Annotated in this window: 8 protein-coding genes; 4 read left to right on the top strand and 4 right to left on the bottom strand. The window is 67.8% G+C overall.

The annotated features are described in order from the left end of the window. Window positions 1-522: 522 nt before the first annotated feature. Window positions 523-3,432 (bottom strand): CRISPR-associated endonuclease Cas3'', encoded by a 2,910-nt coding sequence (locus tag ABZ642_RS42060; RefSeq protein ID WP_360495549.1) that lies wholly within the window; start codon window positions 3,430-3,432, stop codon window positions 523-525. Between the two features lie 1,424 nt (window positions 3,433-4,856). Between ABZ642_RS42060 and ABZ642_RS42055 the strand changes: the two genes are divergently transcribed. Further along, window positions 4,857-5,609 carry a hypothetical protein gene (locus tag ABZ642_RS42055; RefSeq protein ID WP_360495546.1) on the top strand — a complete coding sequence of 251 codons (753 nt, stop codon included), beginning with the start codon at window positions 4,857-4,859 and terminating at the stop codon, window positions 5,607-5,609. 797 nt (window positions 5,610-6,406) lie between these two features. Here ABZ642_RS42055 and ABZ642_RS42050 read toward each other — a convergent pair. Further along, a complete protein-coding gene (locus ABZ642_RS42050; RefSeq protein WP_360495543.1) occupies window positions 6,407-6,796 on the bottom strand; it encodes a hypothetical protein in 390 nt (129 codons plus the stop codon). Window positions 6,797-7,240: 444 nt separating this feature from the next. Between ABZ642_RS42050 and ABZ642_RS42045 the strand changes: the two genes are divergently transcribed. From ABZ642_RS42045 to ABZ642_RS42035, 3 genes are all read left to right on the top strand, one after another. Next, window positions 7,241-10,942, top strand: coding sequence for a hypothetical protein (locus ABZ642_RS42045; protein ID WP_360495540.1), 3,702 nt, complete (start codon window positions 7,241-7,243; stop codon window positions 10,940-10,942). Between the two features lie 1,022 nt (window positions 10,943-11,964). Then, window positions 11,965-13,830 carry an AAA family ATPase gene (locus tag ABZ642_RS42040; protein ID WP_360495537.1) on the top strand — a complete coding sequence of 622 codons (1,866 nt, stop codon included), beginning with the start codon at window positions 11,965-11,967 and terminating at the stop codon, window positions 13,828-13,830. Next, on the top strand, window positions 13,820-15,538 hold the full coding sequence (locus tag ABZ642_RS42035) for an ATP-dependent helicase (RefSeq protein ID WP_360495645.1): 1,719 nt from the start codon (window positions 13,820-13,822) through the stop codon (window positions 15,536-15,538). The genes ABZ642_RS42040 and ABZ642_RS42035 overlap by 11 nt, the downstream gene beginning before the upstream one ends. Window positions 15,539-15,817: 279 nt before the next feature. Here the strand turns inward: ABZ642_RS42035 and ABZ642_RS42030 are convergent, their stop codons facing one another. Both ABZ642_RS42030 and ABZ642_RS42025 read right to left on the bottom strand, forming a co-directional pair. Next, window positions 15,818-16,228: a hypothetical protein gene (locus ABZ642_RS42030; RefSeq protein ID WP_360495534.1), complete on the bottom strand. Its 411-nt coding sequence runs from the start codon at window positions 16,226-16,228 to the stop codon at window positions 15,818-15,820. A gap of 31 nt (window positions 16,229-16,259) precedes the next feature. Beyond that, window positions 16,260-21,896, bottom strand: coding sequence for an RHS repeat-associated core domain-containing protein (locus ABZ642_RS42025; RefSeq protein WP_360495642.1), 5,637 nt, complete (start codon window positions 21,894-21,896; stop codon window positions 16,260-16,262). Window positions 21,897-22,464: the final 568 nt, after the last annotated feature.

The following is a 22,464-nucleotide window of genomic DNA, read 5'->3' as shown; positions in this document are numbered from 1 at the left end:
GGCAGAGCGGTATGGACGGGATGCGGCCTGAGGGGGGCGCGCGCCCGCGCAGGATTTCGTTGGTGACGGTTCCTGGTACGGGAGCGGATCGAAGGGGCCGCAGGGACGACAGAAGGGACACATTCCGTGACGAGCGATACGCACCGTCACATGGATCAAGGAAAGCATCCGCAGTGAACTGCCGTACAGAGCCTGCGAACTAGTGTGACCAACGGCTGGCGCACAGGCCGGGGCGCGCGCCCACGGACGCCGCGCGCCGCGTACACCGCCGCGCGCCGTGCACTGCGCGCAGGGTCGGGCCGCGGGTCTTTTCGGCCTGCCGGCACCGCGCCGCAGGGCAGGTGGGCTTATGGGTGCTGCCTCGGCGACGAGGCCGTGAAGGGGTGAGGGAGTCTTCGCGGCTGTGGCCATGGCAACGGGCTGTTGCTGCGTGAGCTGGGGCATCGGCGAAACACGATGCCCCGTACCGATGCACAGGAGTGGCCGTAGCGCCCGGGTGCAGGAACCCGTGTTGTTGCCGGGTCAGGCCGTTTCGGTGTGGATCAGGCCGAGTTCGTCATCGATGTACAGGTGGTGGCGGCCGAGCTGGGCCGCCTGTGGGCGGTCCGGGTCGTGCGGGAGGAGGACGAGGTTGGCCAGCAGGGGGTGCTGCTGCCAGGCCTCGGGGCCCTGGTGCTCCTGAATGGCGGCAGCGACCCAGGCGCTGGGGACCGGCACGGAGTGCTGCAGCACGGTGCGGATCGCGGCAGGGCGCAGATGCGGTCCCTGAGGCAGAGGGAGACGGCCTGCCGCATCGAGGGTGGGCGGGCGGTCGCTATGCCGGTAGCAGGCGAGGACACGACGGGGCCGGTCGTGCGGGCGCGTGGCGGCTTGGGCTGCGGTCAGCTTCTGGCGGTGCAGGTCGGACAGAGAGGCGACCCGGTCGTGCGGAGGGACGAGGTGGACGCTGCTGGTGTGTTCCTCGGCCCGCTCGGCGGCCAGGTGCTGCGCGTACAGGGCGGCGAGACGGTCGGCCCAGGTGGCCGGCAGGCCGGACTGGTGGACAAGTTCGACCAGGTGCTGGGCCTGCTCGGGCAGGGTGATCCGGTGGTGGTCGGGCAGGGTGAGCAGGTGGGCGGTGGCGTGCTGGAGGTAGGGGTGGTCGGTGGTGGCCCAGGCCTCGGGCAGCAGGGTGGTGCGGTCCTGGTCGACGGGGTGCAGGACGGTGAGACGGGGGCCGCGGGCCCGGATCCAGGGCGGACGCGGGGCGACGCCGGGAGGCCGCTCGTCCTGCCAGGCCTGTTCGAAGCGCCACAGTCGTCCCGCGCGCTGGATGAGCCGGGCCAGCGAGGTGAGATCGCTGACCACGAGATCGGCATCGATATTGAGGCTGAGCTCCAGCAGACTGGTCGTGACCACCACCAGCCGTTCGGGGCGCGGCCCGAACGGGCCGAGCCGGGTACGGACCTGTGCCAGAGCCCGTTCGAGGTAGTGGCCGGGAAAACGGGCATGCACCAGCAGCAGTTCCTGCGTCCCTGCGGGCCACGTCAGGAACTGCTGCAGGTAACGGTAGGTGTCCTGGGCGTCGGCGACCGTGGCGCACACGATGACGGCGCATCCGCCCAGCCGGGCCACGGGGCCGATCGCCCCGGCGATACGGGCCAGCCGCTCCCCCGTCTTGGCCCGGCGCGCCGGGACATGCAGACGCTGATAGCGCGCCGGGCTCAGTCGGAGCGTGATGGTGCGCTGCTGGGCGGCGGCGTGCTGCGTTCGTGCGCCGGCGGGGATACCCGTGGCGCGGGCGGTGGCGGCGTCGGCGAACAGCCAGCCCGGGTAGGGCACGGTGAACTCGTCTGCGCGGGCGGTCAGATCGCGTCTGCGGTGGCCTGCGCCGGCCAGGTAGGAGTACACGAGTTCGCGCGCCGCCTGTCCCGGCAAGGTCGCCGACAGCACCACCACCGGGGTACCCAGGCTGCCCAGCCAGTGCAGCAGGCGGGTCAGGATGCGCCGGCTGAACGCGGTGAGTGCGTGTGCCTCGTCGACGATGACGCACTTGCCCGACAGGGACAGCATCCGCAGGGCGCTGTCGCGTACCGGGAGCGCGGCCATCAGCGCCTGGTCGACGGTGGCGACAGTGAACTGAGCCAGCAGCGCGCGGTCCCACCCGCGTACCCAGCCGTCCGGGAGGATCCGCCGCCAGGTACCGCCTTTCCCGCCGTTGCCAGCCGGCCGGCAGCCGTCGTCCTCGTCCTCATCGTCGTCCCCGTCATCGGTGTGCGGGGCGTCTCCGGTGCAGGCGGGGATGTCGCCGGGGGCGAGCATCTCGTCGGTGTAGGCGGCGTTCAGCCAGCTGTGGTTGTGCACGAGCGTGAGCACGGCCGGGGTGGGGCGGTGCGCACGCAGGTAGCCGCACAGCGTGTCGTAGGCGGCGTCCGCGGTGGCCGTGGTGGGCAGCAGAAAGCACAGTCCCCGGGTGCCGCACGTGTCGTTGAGGATGCGGGCCGCCTCCAGGGCGGTGACAGTCTTTCCCGCGCCGGTGCCGTCGGTGACCAGCAGGATCCCGGCGCCTCGTGGACCGGCCAGTTGAGGCAGGCCATCCAGGATCGAGGCCTGCAGCGGGTTCGGGGCGCGCAGGCCGGGATGTGCGGCGCAGAACGGCAGCGCGGGCAGTTCGATACGCGCCAGTCGTGACTCCTCCACCACCTCGCGGGCCTTCCAGCAGGCCCAGGCGAAGTGCTGGGCCGCGCCGTAGGCGGGCATGTCCGCCCGCGGCGCCCACACCTTGCACTGGCTGGCCAGCCGGTCGGCGACCATCACCAGCCCGGTCATCAGCACCGCCGCCGTGACGGACACCTGCGTCGGCACGGCCTCGGCACCTGTCAAATGCCGTACCTGGGCGGCGTAGCGGGAGCGGATCTCCTGCCACAACCGGCCGCCCAGGTCGACCTGCACGCGCCGGCTGCTGGCCGCACCATGCACATCGAGCTGCGGGAAACGTCCGTGGTGGCCGCCGGCGATCTGTGCCATCCGAACGGCCGGGCTGGCATCATCCGACAGCTCGTAGCCCATCTCCGCGAGGATCCCGACCAAGGCATGCGCGGAAGCCCGCTCATGCCGCATCAGCTTCCAGCGGCCCGTATCGGCCCGCAGCGCATCACTGACCCGTGCCCACGCAACCGGCTCGCAAGCCTGGAAACGGCTCACTTTGCCCAGGTCATGCAGGCCCGCGATGAACATCACTACACGACGGGCCTGCGCCTGGCTCATCCCCAGCCCCCCGGCGATAGCAGCGCACTGCGGCCCGGTCAGCAGCCGGTCCCACAACTCCCCCGCCACCGCGGCCGTATCGAGCATGTGGAACAGCAGCGGGTAAATCAACCCGTGCCGGGCGCAGTACTTGCCCCACAGGCACAGCGACAGCCCGTTGATCCGGCTCTCTTCCACAACCCTCATACCTGCGCTCGCCCTCCTGACGCCACCGGAACCGAACGCGGCCTCCCCTACCCCGCCGCACCCCGGCACGCGCTAACTCCTGCCGACAACCGCTCCCATGAGTGAATCGTCTCTATGGCACGTATCGTCGCCCCAGGAGGCGGGGACAAAGTGCTTCAGACAGCCACCCCGCACCTACATCACGTAACGGCAAAGCCGCCGCACAACCGCAGGTCAACAAGAGTCCGCTCTGCACACGCACAGATGTACCGAGCGAGCACGTCGTGGGCAGCGCCGCACGGATGTCCGCTCTGCACACGCACAGATGTACCGCAGCACGTCCGCGATGTGACCGTGCAGGAGGCGTCCGCTCCGCACACGCAGAGATGCTCCGATCCCTCTTGGCCCCTACACCCCCGCGCAGATGTCCGCTCCGCACACGCAGAAATGCCCCGAACCCGAAGTCGTCGCCGTACGTCGGGCCGCCGTCCAGTCTGCACGCGCGGAGATGTACCGGTCGGCGGCACCCACGTGCCCGGCGACACATCATCCAGGCGGCACGCGCGAAGATGCACCGGCCCAATACGGCCCCAGGCGGGACTCCCAACTGTCCACTCTGCACCAGCAGAGATGCACCGAGGAGTCGACGCCTGACCAGGGTGCGGATGATGCCCACTCCGCACGCGCGGAGATGTACCGACGCTGTGGGTCCCCCACCTCCACTACGCCTCCCGGGTCCGCTCCGCACAGGCGGAGATGCACCGTGGACGAACCGGCTTCGCGCCGTGGCCGCAGTGTTCACTCCGCACACGCAGAGATGCACCGATCGAGAGCGAAGGCTACGAGTACGCCGCCGAGGCGACTCCGCAGGCGCAGAGATGCACCGATGACCGCCCCAGGCGCCCTGCTGGCCGTCCTGTCCACTCCGCACGAACGGAGATGTACCGGTCAGCGGCACCCACATGCCCGGCGACACATCGTCCAGGCCGCACACGCGAAGATGCACCGGCCGAATACGGCCCCAGGCGGGACGCGCCCAACTGCCCACTCTGCACAGGCAGAGATGCACCGAGACGCCGGCTGACCGTGACCGGCTACACGATGGCCCCTCCGCACACGCGGAGATGCACCGGCGAGCAGACCGCGATGACCTTCAGCTCCGAGGCCCGCACCGCACGCACAGGGATGTACCGCACAGCTTGACGATTTGGTCCGTTGTCGAACGCCCGCTCCGCACGCGCGGAGATGTATCAAGCGGGATGCCGTACGCGAAGCTCGGGGACGGACCCGCTCCGCACACGTGGAGAAATGTCGTTGTAACGCGCTTCGATTTCACAGACCACACCGGGCACCCCAGCCCCACGAACCAAGATCGAATCTCCTATGCGATTCGCGCCAGAATGTCCTGCGCTTTTGCATGACTTGCCACGATCACCTTTCGCTAAATGTCGCACGGCGGAACCAACAAGCCAGCTCAACAGAGCTTTCCGAGCGACATCCAGATGAGAGAGATCTTTGACGTTTCGGTGCGAGACAACAACCTCGTCGCCCGCGACTGGAACGAACCACGCATCCTGCGCTGGCTCCACCACCTCGGAACGGAACTCGGCATACCCCGCTGGCGACCACGAGGCCCACACCGGGTGATCGCCGCCGCCCTACACCGCAAGGCTCAGGAGGACGCGCTCACGGCCGTCCCAGCCGACCTCGAACACGAGGAACACCTGCCCCACACAGGCCCGAACACCGCCTTCCAACAGGCCACCGCCATCCTGCGCACGCCGCTCGGCGCCGGGGCAGAACCCCCCGGTTACGCCGCCCGCTCCGGAGCAAACGACGAAGCCGCGCTCACCCCTTGGGAGTTGGCCCACCTACGCGAGGCAGCACGCACAGACCCGGCGCTGATCCTCGCCTGCGCACACATCGCAGGCCGCGAGGCGGCCATCACCACCTACGGCACCATGGCCACAGCAATCCTCGACGCCCCAGCCGCATACACCGGATTCAGCGACACACCCCACCACCAACCCTTGACCCGAATCACACCAGTACGTGCTTCGACCACGCCCCGGTGCACACCAGTTGACCGGGGTGCGGGAATTCATACCAGCAAGGCTGCCCCCGGTTCAGCGGTGGATAGCGACGACTTCGACCTCCGCATTCATCGCGCGCGGCCGTCTGACTGCTTGGAGCAGTGAGACCTGGGCGCAGGCGAAGAGTGACTCGACGCGGATGTTCTGGCCGTCCTTGAAGAAGGTGTCGTACCACATCCCGCTGGATCTGGACGGGCTGAAGCTCTCCCACCACGCTTTGCCAAAGACACATCAACTTGAGGGTTAGTCGGATGCCGAGCGTGCCGTGATCAAGGTGCCCACCCACTTCGTCCACGCGGCTACAAGTCGTTAGAGATCGGACCGCTGTTCCCTCGATAACAGTGGCCACAACAACCAAGTCGGACCCTTAAGGATGATCACGCATATGAGGCCGACGGCGCAGAGGATCGCCGTCAGCAGGTAAAAGCTCGGAACATGAGCCCGCTCGGCGCGAACATGCACATCTCCAAATCGCATCCACACGCGTGGCGACACGGTGCTGACGGACTCGGCTCTGGATGATCGCGGTGCCTAGAGGGTTAGCTGTCGGACTCAGACGACTTTCGCCCTACGGTTACGCAGCCGCCTCCTGCGGCTTCGCGTGCCGATTCGCCCCTGAACGTGGGTCCCCGCCTCCGTTCGTATGGGGAATGTAGCCCCAGAGGCGCGTGCCCGGGAGCGCAGGAGCGCACTCGGCTCGGTCCGTGCTTCGGCTCACGGAGGGGAAGGTGAGCCCGAACAGTACTTGTCGCGCATGTTCGTGACGCTGGTGGAAGCTGGCTCGCGCAGGCATCGCTGGACAGGTGGCCAGGCACCACGGTCGGTGTCTGCCCGCTCCACCGTGGGACAGCCACCAGCGGGGCACCCGTCCGCCAGTGGCCCTACCCGTAGTACGCCCTCACTCAGCAGTCGTAGCTCTTGAGCGTCTTCGAGGCACCGGTGGCCGACTTCAGGTAGTCGTTCTCCGACTTCAGGCTCTCATTCTCCGCCGTCGACTCTGCCAACTGCACGACCAGTCCGGCAGCCATGGACAGGAGCCCCTCGTGCTTCGTCTGGAGCTCCTCGTGCTCTTCCTGAAGCCCCTTGTACTTCCAGGTGAGGACCCCGATGGTGGTGGCGGCCAGAACGCTGACGCCGATCTTAACTGCGACCCTGGCTTTGCCGAACTTACCTCCAGTTGACCCTGTACCGTCCTTGCCAATGCAAACGTGGCCCGTCTGGTGCGAGTGCTGTTGAGCCTCGCCGAGATGGTCGCTCTGATACGAGCACGATCCGCATTGGTAACGGGTCATCAGTCGTTCCTCTCCCCCGGGGAGATGAGCCTGCCACAGGTCGCGTGCCTCCGGCGGCCACTTCGTCATCCTCCGTACGCCCACCAACGCTGAGGGAAGGACGCGCACCTGCACGGGCGGCGCGCCCCTGGTTGTGTTCTATGCCGTCAACGCTCGCAGGAGGGGCCCATGGCGCGCCACGGGTAGCTCGTTCAGGTCTCTGGCCAGCGGGATGCGTCGGTTCCAGCCGAGGAGGTCGAGGATATGGAGCTGACGCAGGTCCAGGTAGCAGCGCAGCCGAACGCCGAGCTCGCCCGCGTTCGGGTCGTCGGGCGCAGGTTCGCGGAGGGGTGGCTGCCCGTTCGCGGCTGAAAGTTGTTGGTGACGCTGGGGGGAGGAGGCCTCATTGTCAGAGCCCCTGTCTAGCCTTACAGCCACAACTCAGCTTAGGCGCAGGGGGTTTGCGTGACGACCGACGGTGGGCGGATTGCTGCACGCGGGTTTCAGTACCAGTATCTGCGCACGGTAGAAGCCCTGTTGGCCGCTGCAGGCGACGCAGATGTGGCAGCGTGCCGTATCGAAGGGCCCGGGAGCACGGTGTCTGTACAGCGTGCGGATTCGGTCGATTTCGACCTGACCGATGCCGCTGGCTGCTCCCTGATGGCTGTACAGGTCAAAAGCGCCGCGGCGGGCAGGACAGTGAGGGCACGCGAGGCCGTGTCGGTACTGGTGCATCTGGTCACCGGGTTCGAAGCCCGGCGGTACCGGTTGATCACGTCGGCGGCACCTGACGAAAGGTGTGTGCGGCTGGCCGAACTGCTGCGCCGGCACGGTGATGATCTTCCGCTACTCAAAGCGGAGTTGAAGGACCTTCTGGCGCGCGCGCCCAAGGTGTGGGACATCTGCCAGGCCCTGCCCGAGCAGCACTGGGAGCGCCTGGGGCGTGCCGGGATCGAGTTCGACGGCCGCAGTGACAGCCAGCTGAGGGAGGACCTCAACAAGGCGCTGCGCCAGGAACGGGAGCATGATCGACAGGGGCTGTCGCGCCGTTCCGGCGGGTTGGTTCTGGGCTACCTGGTGGCCGAGGTCATGCGCCGGGCGGCTGATCCCGACCTGGCGCACTGGGACGTGACGGACTTCCGTCGGTCGGTGCTGGTCGGCGATGCCGAGCTGATCTCGGCCGTCGGCCGGCAGGATTTCGGAATCGTGTACGGGCAGATGCCGCCCGTGCCCGAGATCGAGCGCGCGGACCTCGTCGACCAAATCGGAGAGTTCCTTTCGGGCGGCGAGGGCGGTCCCGGAGATGTGAGGGCATGCGTCATCACGGGTCTGTCGGGGCTGGGGAAATCAAGCCTGGCTGCGGCGTACATCGCTGGCCACGCCTACCGCTACGACGCCGTGTTCTGGGTGGACGCCGAGAGCGAGGAAGCTCTGGTCGCGTCGTTCACTCGCGTGCTGGCGCATCTGACCGGTGCCGGGGAGCCGGCCGAGGTGAGAGATCCGCGGCTGCTGCGCGAGCGTGTGCACGCGGAACTGCAGTCTCTGCCAGGACCGTGGCTGATGGTGTTCGACGACGCGAGCGTGTCCGTGGCCGATGCCTGGATACCGCGACGCGGGCAGGGGCGGGTCATCGTCACGGCGCTGGGCGGGCACTGGCGCGGTGCGCAGGGGCGCATCGAGCTGGCCCCGATGAGCAGTGAGGAAGCCCTTCGCTTGCTGCGGCTGCGGCTGGGCTTGAGTGGGAGCGAGGCAGACCAGCATGCGTCGTCGCTGTCGGACCTGGTGCGGACGCTGGAGTACTGGCCGCTGGCGATCGAGGTGGCCTGTGGTTATCTGGTCACCTGCCGCATCGGTGTCGAGCGGCTTTCCTCCTACACGGACACGCTGATCGCCCGAGCCGCGGACGACGAGCGGTCCGTACCTGATGGCTATCCCAGGACACTGGCGGCAGCCGTCGCGCTGAGCATGGAGCGTCTGATCGGCAGCGCCCGCGCACGAGGCCTGCTGCAGACGACGCTGGCCACGGTGGCGGCGCTGTGCTGGCTGGGCCCGCGCCGGGCGCCGGTGCATCTGGCACTGGCGAGCGCGTTCGTCGGCCCGCAAGACCTTCCTCCGGCTCCAGGATGGGTGGTGTTCGACGAGGCGCAGGTCCCGGTGCGCGAGGTCATCCGCGAGCTCCTTGATGTCTCCCTCGTGCGATACGACGAGCCGCTGCCGGCCCGGGGGGAGGTCTTCCCCGGCAGTGAGGACACCGTGTCGATGAACGCGGTGCTGCAGGGCATCCTGATCCGCCAACTTCGGTTGACGCGGGCGAGCATGGTCGAAGGCCTCGCGCATGTGGCCTGTCACACCGACCGCTGGTTGCGCGGGGCCCTGCTCACCGGGCAGGCAGAGCGCTCCTGGGAACTGGCCCAGCACGCCACCGCCCTGGTCGGGCATATCCGCGCAACGCAGACAACCGACGAGAACACGGCGCTGCTGATGGGCAATCTCGCAGCATTCCACCATGCCCACGGCCAGTACGACGCCGCGCACAGCCTGCTGGAACTGGAACTGGAATGGCTACAGCGTGCTGGTGACCCCGACGAGGGCCTGACCGCCCAGGCGCACACCCTGCTCGCTCACATCATCCAACTGCGCAAGCAGGCCGATGCCAGCAAGCCGATCGCGGCCCATCTGCGTCCCGTGCTCTCCTATCTGCGCCAGCTCGACGGGCCGCCGCCCGAGGCGGTCGCCAATCTCGCCATCGAGGCATCGGTGATCCTGCGGACCCGTCTGCGGGATGCCCCAGACGACGAGCTGGCGCAGTTGCTGCGGGACTTTCGCACGCTGGCCGATGCACAAGAACCCACCAAGACCACCCAAGCGGCCAAGGATCTCCTGGCCATCCAGGACCTGCTGGAAGAGGGAGCCGCCGAGAGCGCCGAACAGGCCGCTGTGCTGGCTTTGTCCCGCAGCACCGATCCGTGGTCCCCCGCCATGGCCGACCTCAAGCGTCTCCTCGTCGAAGCGCTGGTCAAGCAGGACAAATGGGAGCAGGCCGACGCCGCGCTCAGTGACTTCCTGCCGTATTCCGGACCCCACACGCTGTACGGGTTCGCCGTGCACCACCTGGTGCACAACGTCGGATGCGTATGCGCGTGGAAGTGGGTGGTCCGGGGCGAGCAGCGGGCGGTGGAGCTGCTGGGCCGCCTGCTCGAGGACACCGGCATCGCCGAGAACCCGGCGTATGAGACCTCCACCGATGAGGCCCGGTTCATTCTGCTCCAGGTGGTGCACGACAGCTGGCGGGCCATGAACGGAAGCGGACAGGGCGCAGGGTTCCTGGAGTTGACGCGCCGGCTCACCGACAAGACGTTCACTGATCCGCATGACCCGGACAACGTGTGGGAGCGGATCTATGCCGGGCTGGCGCCTCGGCTGTCGGCCGTGGTGGACGAGAACCTGCACCGTAGCTATCAGGCAGAGGGCGACGCCATCCTGTCGATCGGTGTCACGCTGCTCGAACAGGATGCGATGCTCAAGGAAGCCTACGAGACGGCCCGCTGCCACACGGTGCTGGCACTGTCCACCGACCGGGTCTACAGCAGCATCGCGGTGAACTCCACCGTCGACCTTCTGCTGCCGGAAGCCCGGAAGTTTCTGCCCGGCCCCAGGCCGCTGGTCATCCTCCAGCCGCACAAGATGCTCGGCGCCACGTCACCCGACACCGGCAAGTCCATCGAGCTTCAGATCCACCGAGCCTGCGACAAGGGCCTGCGCCGCCTCGCCGGGCCGCACCCTGTCATCCCCTCTTCCGAGCACCTCACCCTCGTTCTGATCGGCCAGGAGCTGACCCTCGAGCACGACGACGGCACCGTGATCGCCCGCTCCTTCGTCCAAGCTCCCGGCCCATGGCAACGCGCCGCCCGCTCCCGCCGCAGCGCACTGGTCTTCTACGGCTACGGCTTCGACATCCACGACATCACCGCACACCGCAGGCTCATGGCCTTCCCCGCCGAACTCAGCCGCCGTATCACCGGCGCCAGCGACAACGGACTCCTCGCCGCAGCATCCGTATCCGTCCGTCTCCCGCCAGCACCTGCCACGCCGCCCCGGCCGTCAGCCACGGCCCGCAACCAGCCCCGCAAAACCACGCGGAGCGAACGGCGCAAACCCCGTCAGTGACGCACCGGTGCACCCCAGCACGTCAAAGGAACCTTCCGGCGCGATCGTTCTCGGGATACACCCACTGGCCGCGCCCCGACGGCGCCACGCTCTTGATCGACAGCGCCCGGAACAATGCAGCCCTCCCTGCCCGTCACATCTTGCGCAGCCGCGCTCGGGTGCGGCCCGGACGTCGGGCCGTGCGCCGCGCGTTGGGCGTCGACGTGCGCGGCGAGTACCTCCCGGCCGGGGGCGCGGGTGGCAGGCCTCCAGGACGCCGGCGGCCTCGCCGGCCACCTCCAGGTCGTCCGTGGTGGGCTGGCAGGCGGCCAGCAGCAGGAGCGGGTGTGGTCCCCGCGCCAGGTCCGCATCCTCTCCCCGCCCATCCGGACCGTGTCCAGCCGCGTGCCCGGGCCGGGGCTGGGCATCTGCTCGGCCGGCACCGCGGGCCACCCGGTTGGCCAGCACGTCGTAGAAGGTGCGCAGCGGGCTCGCGGTCGGCACCGTGGCCTGCACCGCGTGCAGGGCAGACATGGCGCCCGGGCCGCTCGCGTAGGCCGGAAAGCGGTTCTCCGCCGTCCGGCGACGCCTCCCGCAGGGTGCGTGGTGGGCCTACGCGGCCTGCAGGATCGCGGCGGTCGCCGCGAGGACGTCTCGAGGGCTCTTCACCACCGGCACCTGTGTGGAGGTGGCGTCCTCCACCAGGTAGAGCCTCTCTGCGATACGGCTGGTGTAGACCCGGAGATGCCCGGCAGGGTATGGATCGGCCCGCCCGGCCGCAGGGCGGGTGCAATAACGCCTTGCTGGGTCCCCGGGGCCGCCCGTACCAGCTCGGCGGTCCGACCTGCGTGCCTGCGTTCGCCCGGTGTCAGCTCGTCGATATTCAGCGAGGGCCGTGGGGTGTCGGTCGTTAGAATCACGTCTGCGCCGGCCGTGCGGGGCAGGGTTGGAGAAGGCCGGCAGCAGAGCGGAGGGGGTCCGCAGTCCGCAGCTCGACGCTGCGGTGGAGCCTTCCTCTTCGGGGCCGTGAGGAGAAGTGGCACATGAAGGTACGGCGGCTCACGCTGCGCAATTTCCGGGGGGTCAGCAGCGGCACGGTGCTGCTGGACGACCAGTCCTTGCTGGTGGGCGCCAACAGCGTCGGCAAGTCCACGGTGTGTGAGGCCCTCGATCTCGTCCTGGGCCCCGAGCGCATGCTGCGGCGGCCCGTCATCGACGAGTTCGACTTCTACGCGGCGCGCTACCAGGAGGCTCAGGGAGAACTCCCAGAGGTCCGCATCGAGGCGGTGCTGACCGATCTCTCCGCTGAGGCGCAGCGCCGGTTCGGTCCTCATCTGCGGCGGTGGGACGACCGTGTGCAGGGCTTCATGGACACCGTTCCCGCGGCAGTGGCGGACGCCGATGCAGGCGAGTGGGCTCTGCCGGTGGTGTTCCTGGGCCGGTTCGACCCTGAGGAGGATGATTTCGTTGGGGGCACGTTCTTTGCCCATCCCCAGCGTGAAACCGATGATCTTTTCGGTGAGCCGGCCGCGGCCGAGCTGGGAGCCGGTCTGGCCCCCTTCAAGCGGGACGACAAGCGGCTGTGCGGCTTTCTGTATCTGCGGCCCAATCGCACCGGAAACCGGGCGCTGACGTTCCAGCGGGGATCGTTGCTGGACACGATCGTGCGGCTGGAGGCGGAGACCGCTCAGGGTCCGTTGTGGGAGAAGGCTCTGACCGATGTGGCGTCGGTGGCCGTGGCTGCAGGCGGCTCGGGCTTCGTCAAGATCCAAAGTGAGGTGCGGGACCGTGTGGCGAAGTTCCTCGCGCTGGCCCCAGGCGGCGACCCGGTGGACACCCGTGTCTCGGAGCTGACGCGTGAGCACCTGCGGGAGGTGCTGCGTCTGTTCATCGCCACACAGCCGGGAGCTCATGGTGTTCCGTTCAACCGGCTGAGCACGGGATCGTTGAACCTGCTGGTCTTTGCCCTGCTCACCTACATCGCGGAGCTGAAGGGCGAGAAGTCCGTGATCTTCGCGATGGAGGAGCCGGAGATCGCGCTGCCTCCGCATGCGCAGCGCCGCCTGGTCGATCACGTCGTCCGCAACATGGGGCAGGTGATCGTGACGTCCCACTCACCGTATGTGATCGAGCGGTTCTCCCCGGACCGGATCGTCGTCCTGGACCGCACTGCGGACGGTGCGATGACCAGCGCAGGCATCACGCTCCCCGACGGGTTCAAGCCCAAGAAGTACACGCAGAACCGGCGGCAGTTCGCCGAGGCGGTCCTGGCCCGGGCGGTCCTGGTCGTGGAGGGTGCCACGGAGGCGGCGCTGATGCCCGTGATCTCTGACGTCATGGACCGCGCCGAGGACGCGTCGCTGGCGGACTACCTGCACATCGACCTCTCCGGTGTCAGTGTCTTCGACGCCGGCAACGACGTGTCCGTGCCGGTGTTCGCTCCGCTGTTCAAGGCGATGGGCAAGCGCGTCTACGGCATCCACGACACTCCCACCAAGCCGTTCGATGAAGAACTCGCCGCGAAGACGGCCGACTTCACCCTGTACCGGCCCATCGCCTACAGCGGGGTGGAGGCGCTGCTGGCGGCGGAGGTTGCGGTGCCAGTCCAGCGCCGGTTTCTCGGGGAGGCGGCCGTGCGGCCGGACTACCCCAGGGAGGTCGGCGTACTCGGCGCCGAGGACACCGACGAGATGGTCCGGAAACTGACCCGCGCGGTGCTGATCAAACGCAAGGGTGACTACGCGGCTTTGCTGGTCGGCCTGTGCCGAAGCCGGGCCGACCTGCCGGCGAGCCTTGCGGACTTCCTCTTCGACATCGATCGCGACCTGCGTGCTTCCTCGTCCGCCGACGTGGCCGAGGTCGAGGTGCCGGGCCAGGAGGGAGGTGGCCGTGAGACAGATGCGGCTTGACGGTAAGAGGCTGGAGATCCTCCGCACACCAGGGCATCTCCTCATCGAGGGCGGTCCAGGCAGCGGCAAGACCACCATTGCGCTGCTGGCGACGCGGGAGTACCTCGATGATCTCGAGCCGGGCCAGCGGGTGCTCTTCCTGAGTTTCTCGCGGGCCGCGGTGCTTCAGATCAGCGACCGCATGAACGGTGTTCTGCCTCAGCGTGCTCAGGAGCTGCTGGAAGTCCGGACCTTCCATGCCTTCTTCATGGATCTGGTGCGCAGCCACGGACGCTTGCTGACGGGGGTGCCGGCGTCGTTCATCCCTCCCGACCGGGAGAAGCGGCTGCGTGCCGACTTCGACGGCGACTGGCTCGAGGAGCGCCGCCGGCTGGCCGGCCAGGGCCGGTATGTGTTCGACGAGCTCGCCCCCGCGGCCTCGACCCTGCTGGAAGAGAGCAGGGCCGTCCGGGAGCTTTACGCGGACATGTATCCGACCGTCATCGTTGACGAGTTCCAGGACACGAACACCGACCAGTGGCGGGCGCTGAAGATGTTCAGCGCCCGCTCGCGGGTGATCTGCCTGGCCGATCCGGACCAGCGGATCTACGACTATGTTCCTGGCGTCGATGCCCGGCGCATCCACTACGCGGTGGAGCATCTCAGGCCTCGGCGGTTCGATCTGTCGGGTGACAATCACCGCAGCCCCTCGAACGGTCTGCTCGACTACGCCAACGCCGTCCTGCGCTACACCCCCCACCCGCAGCCGGACGCTGTCAAGGTCATCCGCTATCGGACCACGTACGCCAGCCCGCCTGTCGAGGCGTACGCCCACTACGCGGTCACGGCACTGCGCCGCTTTCTCGCCGGGGAGCTGGGCCGGCAGCCCACGATCGCGGTGCTCGCCAGGGAGAACGCCTTCCTGGGCCGGATCTCGGAGAAGATCGCTGCCGACGGCCGGCTCGGGGAGCACGCGTTGCCTGCCGTGGAGCACGACCTCGTGTTCGACGCCGAACTCTCCGCCGCGGCCGGCTACGTCGTCGCGTCCATCCTCGAATGGCCGGGCCTGCCCCGGGCAGAAGCCCTCACCCGCACGCTGCAGGCCGTCGGCGACTACTACCGCATCAAGTACAGCAACGGCACCCTCGGCGCCCGGGACACCATGCGGACCCTCGACAACGCCATCACCGCCGTCCGCGCCGACAAGACCGCCAAGGCGAAAACCGCGAAGGTACTCGCCGGCGCCTACGACGCCGGCATCCAGCTCAGCGGGCAGCCCGTGTCCGACTGGCAAAAGGCCCGCGCCCTGCTGACAGGGTCCACAGAACTGGGCGAGCTGTCCAAGCAGGCCCGGATGCTGCGCCTGCTCAAAGCGACCGACCTGCTCGCCTGGACACTGGCCGAAGCCTGGGACGCCGCTTCCTACGCCAACGCGGCCGCCGCGATCAGGCGGGCTCTGGGCCAGGAGTACCTCACCGGATCCCAGCGGGAGCGCGCAGACGTCAGTCTGATGAGTATCCACCGCTCCAAAGGCAAGGAATTCGACGGTGTCGTCATCGTCGAAGGCACCTACAGTTCCAGGCTCCTCGACTCGGCCTGGGACGACAAGCGCGCGGACGAAGCGCGACGGCTGCTGCGGGTCGCAATCACCCGGGCCCGCCGCACTGTGGTCCTCGTCCGCCCGGCCGACGCCATCCCGCTCACCCCTCCGGTGCGGGACGGCGGCTGACCACTGCTCCGGCGTACTGCAGGAGCCTCGGCTCTTGCCTGTTCGCGAGGCAACGAGCGCTGTACACCGGCCGAAAGCTCCCCCGACCCAACTCATCTTGAGTGAGGTTGGCGGGATGACAAGTAGGCAGCCTCACCCCTGCAGCAGACCCGTCCGGCTGGAGAAGGTGACGAGGCGTGGGTCCTCACTGGCCTCGCCCTTTGCCCTGGCACGGGCAGGACACCACGGCCGGAGCCCGCTGCGGTGGGGCTCCGGCCCTGGGTGTGCCCGTGGGGTGTTTCAGACCTGGTTGTTCCGCCTGAGTTCCACCAGCTGGCGGTCGGCGGCGGCTACCTCCTCACGGGTGAGGACCGGCGGGACCCATTGCCGAGCCGCGCCATGGGAGAGGAACTCCTCCGGCAGTCCAATCCCGTAGTGCTCGACGTAGTCGGCTGCGTCGAGCCTCCAGAAGAACCGTCCGTCGCTCATGATGGCGGTGCCACCGGAGCGGGAGAATTTGTTACCCAGGACATCCTCCGAGAATCCCATCAGGGCGATGATGGGAGTGCCGGAGCGAAGATACTCGGCAATGTACGCCCGCTCCCCAACAGGAATCATATCTGTCCGTCGCCGGAGTTCCTCGGCGCCTTCCGCGAAGGCGGACTGACTTGCAATCCTGCCGAATATCCCCAAGGGGGCGATGTTCGTCATAGAGTTTTCCCTTCCGTCCGCATCCTATCTGTCACCGCGAACCCACCGGTCTCGGTGTGCCCAGGGGGCCGTCAGGCCACTCGCGCACAGTGCCCGTGGTGGGATCGACGTCCACCTGGTACTTGCTGGCGCCGGTGACTTTCACGCCCATGGCTTCCGCAAGTTCTTCGGCCGAGCCGCAGGCGGCGTGGCAGGAGACGATCTGAATGGGACCTCCCTTGTAAGCGGGATTCTCCCGGACGAGTTGGGCTATCTGTTCGGGGTGGGTAATGAGGCCGTCGACGCGGAAATTGCCCGCTTCGTCACCGTGCACAATCACGTCGTGACCGTTGGCTCCGGTCGACCGCATAAAGTTCTGAATCGTGTTGGCGTCGTCCCCAATGGCCGTCGCGGTCTCGCTGTACCGGACCTTGCTGCCAGCCCAGGTGAACGAGGCTCCGGCACCGGCACCGACGGTGAGACTGCCGCCGGAGGCTCCACCGGTCGCCATCTCCGCGATCTCGGCTGCACAAACTGGTGCTGTCGCCAGGCATCCCTCGCCGACAGCAATGGCAACCGGTGCGGCAACCACGGCCACCGCTACGACCGAAACGACCCCCAGGACGACCTTCTGCCAGGTGGCGAGCTTCCCCGCGTCCGGAATGTCGTTGGCGTTCGGATCGTAGTGCGGGTTTGTACCCATCATCCAGCAGGCGTTGCAGTAGCCGTCGTCCTTCTTAGGCTTCGGGTCTGGGCCCTTCTTGAAGACCACTGTCGCCGACTTGACGCCCCCGACCGTGTGGACGGTGACGGTCATGGTGCCGCTACCGGTTCCGCCACCTACCTTCTGATACTGGAACGACTGGCTATAGACCTGGGTGGAGACGTATGTCCATCCGCCCTTGCCGTTCGCCTCCAGGTGGTCGTAATCGGTTCCGCCCTTACCGTTACTGCATCCGTACTCGCAGGCCGTGACCGGTCGCAGGCCGGTGGGGTCGGACTTGGTGACGGGGGTGTTGTTGGCGTAGGCGTAGCCGTTCAGGGACTCGTGGTCGTCCGGGGCCAGGACCGGGTCGGTCGACAGGAAGCGGCCGGTGGTCGGGTCGTACTCGCGGGCGCCGACGTGGGTCAGGCCCGTCTCGACGTCGGCGGACTTGCCGAGGAAGCCCTTGTCGTCTGGCCAGGCCAATGGTGCTGTGCCGCGGGCCTCGCCGAACGGCTTGGTGTAGCGACGGGTCACCTTCTGGGTGACCGCGTCCACTGTCATCGACGCGGTGCCGTGGTGATCGTCAACCATCCACGACAGGCCGGCCTCCGTACGGACCGCGGTGGCGTCGCCCGCCTGGTAGTAGCGCTGGGCGGTGAACTTCTTAGCAGTTGTGTCGTAGTGGATTTCTTGACCGGCCAGGTAGAGGACTGTCTCCGCCGGGCCGCGGCGGATCAGCAGGTCCCCGTTTGCGTCGTACAGGTAGTCGGTGGTCTTGGTGCCTTCGGTGAGCTGGGTCAGCTCTCCTTCGATGTCCCAGTCCAGGATCTGCGCTGTGCCTGTCGGGTCGTACCTCTTGGTGGTGTTGCCCTGCTCGTCGTACTCGTACGACTTGGCCGCGGCGGTGCCGACAGTGACCGAGGTCATCGTGTGAGGCTGGCCGGCGCCGGAGGCATTGACGATGGGGTAGCCGTAGGCCGTGGTGGTGTTACCGGCGGTCTTGTGCTCGATCTGCGTGTCGCGCAGGCCGCCGGGCTTGTAGGTCCAGCTGGTCCAGTACGGGGCCGGGCCGCCGAGCGCGGATGCCGAGCGGGCGGTGGCGCAGTCGTTGGACGACGGGGTCCATGCTTCGGTGAGGCGGCGGTAGCCGTCGTAGGCGAAGCACTGGGTGTCCTTGCCGTTCGCCTGGTCGGTGACCGACTTGACGTTGCCGGTGGCGTCGTAGGCGTAGTCGACGTCGCTGGTGTACCCGGTGTTGGTCTGGTCGACGGTGTGGGTGTTGGACAGGCGGCGGGTGCCGTCCTCGTACTGGTTGAGGATCTGGAGCTGCTTCGCTCCGGTGGAGGTGCCCAGACGGGTCTCCTGGATCTCGCCGTACGGCGAGTAGCCGATGTTCTGGACGTAGTCGGTCATGCCGTCGGTGCCGGTGAGCATGCCGAGGCCGTTGTAGCTGTTGGTGACGGTCTCGGCGGGCAGGCCTGCCACTGCGGGCATCGAGGTGGACTGGACCGTGCCGTCAACGTTGTAGGTGGTGGAGGTGGTGAAGGTCGGCGACGCGCCGGCGGCGGTGAGGGCGGTGGCCAGGGGGTCGCTGGCGGCGATGACGGTCTTGGTGCCCTTGGGGCGGCCGAGTGCGTCGTAACCGGTGACGACCTGGGAGTAGATCTTGCCGGTGGTGCCGCCGACGTAGCGGATCGCGGCGGTCGGCTGTCCCTTGGCGAGCGTGTCGTAGGTGAACTTCGTCAGCTGGTGCGTGGTGTCCTTGGTCCCGTCCCAGGTGCCGGTCTTGCGTCCGAGTTCGTCGTAGTCGGTGATCAGGGTCCGGGAGACGCCCTTGAAGGTGGAGGTGACCGTAAGTGGCTGGTCGGCGTCGTTGTAGACGGTGTCGAACTGGCCCTTGTCCGGGTCGGTGGAAGTGGTCTTGCGGCCGCGCAAGTCGTAGCCGTACGTCCACACGGCTCCGTCTGGGCCTGTCAGCTTCTTGAGCTGGCCGCCGGCGGTGTACTCGTACAGGGTGCGCGTGTAGTCGCTGCCTGTGGGGGCGGGGCCGCCGTACTCGCGGCGCTCGGTGACCCGTCCGCGGGCGTCGGTGATTGTCAGGGTGCCGGTGCCGCCTGCGGCGGCGGTGACGGCGGTGCGGTCGCCTTGGTCGTCGGTCTTGGTGCGCCACTTCTCCTGGTCGTAGACCCGGAAGATTGATTCGGTGGCGCGTCCGGCGGCGTCGTAGACCGTCTCGGTGGAGGCGGGGACGGAGCCGGGGAAGGTGTTGGCCAGGGTGCCTGACGGTGCGTTGTTGTCGTGGACCTGGGCGTTGGACATGTAGGCCAGGCCGCGGTCGTCGTAGAGGGTCTCGGAGATCACCCGGCCGCCGTCCGGCGCGGGAGCCTGCTTCTGGCGGGACCGCAGCAGGCCGTCGAAGATCTCGTAGGAGCTGTTGTAGGTCTTGCCGTCGGCCTTGAGGGCGTCGGTGCGGACCCAGGTCTCCTTGTCGTTGTTGATGCTGTACGCGTAGGCGATGCTCTCTGCGTCACCCAGCGCGCGCGAACGGTCCGGCTTCCAGACCGACTTGAGACGGCCGAGCGCGTCGAAGGCCCATTCGGTGACGTTGCCGTTGGGGTCGGTGGTCTTGGTGGCGGTGCCCCAGGCCGGGTCCACCACGCTGGTGGAGGCAAAGAGCTTGGGGTCCGTTGTGGTCTTGGACGTCAGCGGGCCGTAGCCGGTGTCGTCGGGGGCGTAGGTGGTCCTGACCGTCTGGTTGACGGCGTTGGTCGCGGTGACCGGTCGGCCCAGCTTGTCGTATGTGGAGGCGGAGACCTGCTGGTAGACGGGCTTCTTGTCGACGCTGCCGTAGCTGGCGACCCGGTAGGAGGCGGTGATCTCGCCCTTGGTCGGCGCCGCCCCGACGGCCTGGCTGTCGTAGGCCGTGGTGGTGTCAGAGATGACGTCGTCGGGGACGGTCGGCGTGGTCGCGCAGGGAACCGAGTAGGTCTCGGTACGCGAGACCGTGTTCACCAGCCAGGCCGTGGTGTTGCGGGCGTAGCTGGTCTTCACGCACGTCTCGTCGCCGCTCTTGCCGGCGTCGCCGCTGTCCTCCACGGTCATCGGCATGCCGTACGTGGGGTCGTACGTGGTCTTCTGGGTGGTCGTGCGGGTGCCGGTGGAGGTTTTGGTGCGGGTTACGGTCTCGCCGGCCTGGACGATCCAGGAGTCGGTGGTGCCCCAGGTGTAGGTGTGACTGCCGGTCTTGTGGGACCAGGGGGTGTTGATGGTGCCGCTGAGTTCGTCGGTGCCGTTGTAGATGATGGTCTCGCGGACGAAGCCGGCGTACTGGCGGGCGTCGTCGATCGCGGTGTCGGTGGAGTCGGTGACCTTCTCGACCCGGGCGGTGCCGTCGAGTTCCTTTTCTCCGTTCAGTCCGCGCATGTAGAGGGTGGACTTCTTCGAACGCGGGCCTTCGGAGTCGCCGGAGGTTTCGACGACCTTGCCGTAGCCGCGCCACTGTGACCAGGTGCGGTTGGAGGCTTTGGTCAGGCCCTCGTCGTCGGCGTAGCCCCAGCCGGCGCCGCCCTGGTAGTCGTAGTACTTCTCGCCGGTGTCGCCGTGGCCGTAGGGGTCGTCCTGGAAGACGGATGTGACGACGTACTTGTGGAACCAGTCGGTGACCGGGGTTGCTCCGGACTGGGACCATTTGACCGGGTAGCAGCGGCGGGTGTTCTTGTCTATGTCCGCGGGCATGCTGGTGCCCCAGATGCAGTCCGGGTCGGAGTAGTTGACGGTGAGGGTCGATCCGGTCTCGGACTTGATCGTGCGTACCCGCCACTTGATGTAGCGCAGGGTGTCGGGGCCGCTGCCCTCGACGTGGTTGGACATTTGGATGCCGCCGAAGACGACCGGTGGCATGGCGGCCGTGGTGGAGTTGGCCTTGCCGGTGTTCTGGATGGACTTCAGCCACAGGCTCGGCGAGGAGGCGTCACCGGTGTCGGGGAAGTCCTGGTCCAGGTGCCAGGTGTCCACGTCCCGCTGGGTGGTGCCGGTGCCGGTCCACACCGAGGTGGTGATGTCGGTGAGGCGCTTGCGGGTGAAGAAGGCCGGGCCGATCTGGGTGGTGCACTTCGTGCTGGCCGCGCAGATCATGTCGTAGGGCACGTCGGGCCAGTTGGCTTTGGTGTCCTTGGTCAGGCTGGTGCACGAGGTCAGGCAGCGCTCGGCATAGGTGAAGCGGACCTGCTGGGCTGCGGGCTTGCTGTAGATCAGGTCATTGCGCTGGCCGTAGTCGATGCGGTTGAGGTAGCCGCCGCGGGTGTAGGCGGTGCCGTTGACCGTGGTGTCGGCGTTCTTGGAGTAGTAGTTCGTCTCTTTCGTGTACCAGTACGAGGACACGTTGTCGTGGGGGTCGACGACGTAGTCCAGGTTCCAGCGCCAGGCCTGGTTGCAGGAGGAGTCGGCGAAGCCGGTGGACTTGTAGCAGGGCTCGCCCGGGTTGTTGCCGAAGACCGGGACGGTCCATACGGAGTTGGTGACCGGGTCGTCGTCGGCTGTGTCGGTGGTGCCCTTGTCGCTCCAGCCGGGCAGCCGCTGCTTGCCGAAGAAGTACTGGATGCCGGAGGCGTCCGTGACCTTCCAGTACTCGGTGTTGTCGTCGCCGTTGCCGGTGGCCCCGGTCAGGTGCTCGACGAGGGTGCCGTCCTCGTTCTTCGTCTTCCAACTGCCACCGGACGCCTGGGAGATGGCAGCAGTGTCACAGGCCGCCTTGTCGGCACAGGTGTTGACCAGTTCGACGGCCTTGCCGTTGAGGACGAGCGTGGCGTTGGCGTACTTCCAGCACAGGTCGCCCTTGCCGGTCTGGCCGTCGTCCTTGCAGGAGGCGTACTTGCGCTCGATGTAGGACTCGGTGAGGGAGAATCCTTCGCCGATGACCGAGGTCTGGCTGTTCTCACCGGCCGTACGGCCGTCCACGGAGCCCGAGTTGTAGGAGATGGACAGGTTCGGGGCCGGGCCGGCCGTGGCCGGGGGGACCCGCAGCGGGTAGTTCCAGGTGAAGTCACCCGTGCTGCCGCCGGCCTCCCAGGTCGCGGTCGGGGACAGGGAGGTGGCGCCGTAGTCGCCGCCTCCGCCCGAGCTGTCGGCCGCTGCCGCGAGCAGCATCGGGGTGCCGGCCTTCAGGGTGCTGGCGGAGACGGTGCCCGTCAGGGTCTGTGCCTGCGCGTCGTTGTCCGCGCCGGATATCGGCTTCTGGGTACGGCAGGACTTCTTCTCTGGGGTGGTCAGCGCACACGCTGGCAGTGTCACCAGGTGCAGCCGGGGGCCGAAGTTGCCGCCGTAGACGTCGGAGAAGGAGGAGTAGTCCAGGAAGACACGGAGGTTGTCGGTGTCACGGGACTGTTTTTTGGCTGCGGCGCCCGCCGGGTCGACGGTGAGCAGGACACCGTTGACGCCGGCCTTCTTCGCCGCTGACTGGGGGTGGACGCGGAGCGCCACCTTCTCAGCGGGGCCGGTGGCCTTCCCGCCGGATCTGGCCTTCGCCCTGGCCCTAGCGGCGGGCGTCTGGGCC

This window comes from Streptomyces sp. NPDC007157 (genome assembly GCF_040634235.1).
Classification (GTDB): domain Bacteria; phylum Actinomycetota; class Actinomycetes; order Streptomycetales; family Streptomycetaceae; genus Streptomyces.
The sequence above is the reverse complement of the archived record's forward strand: the minus strand, read 5'-3'. Positions and strand labels throughout refer to the sequence as shown.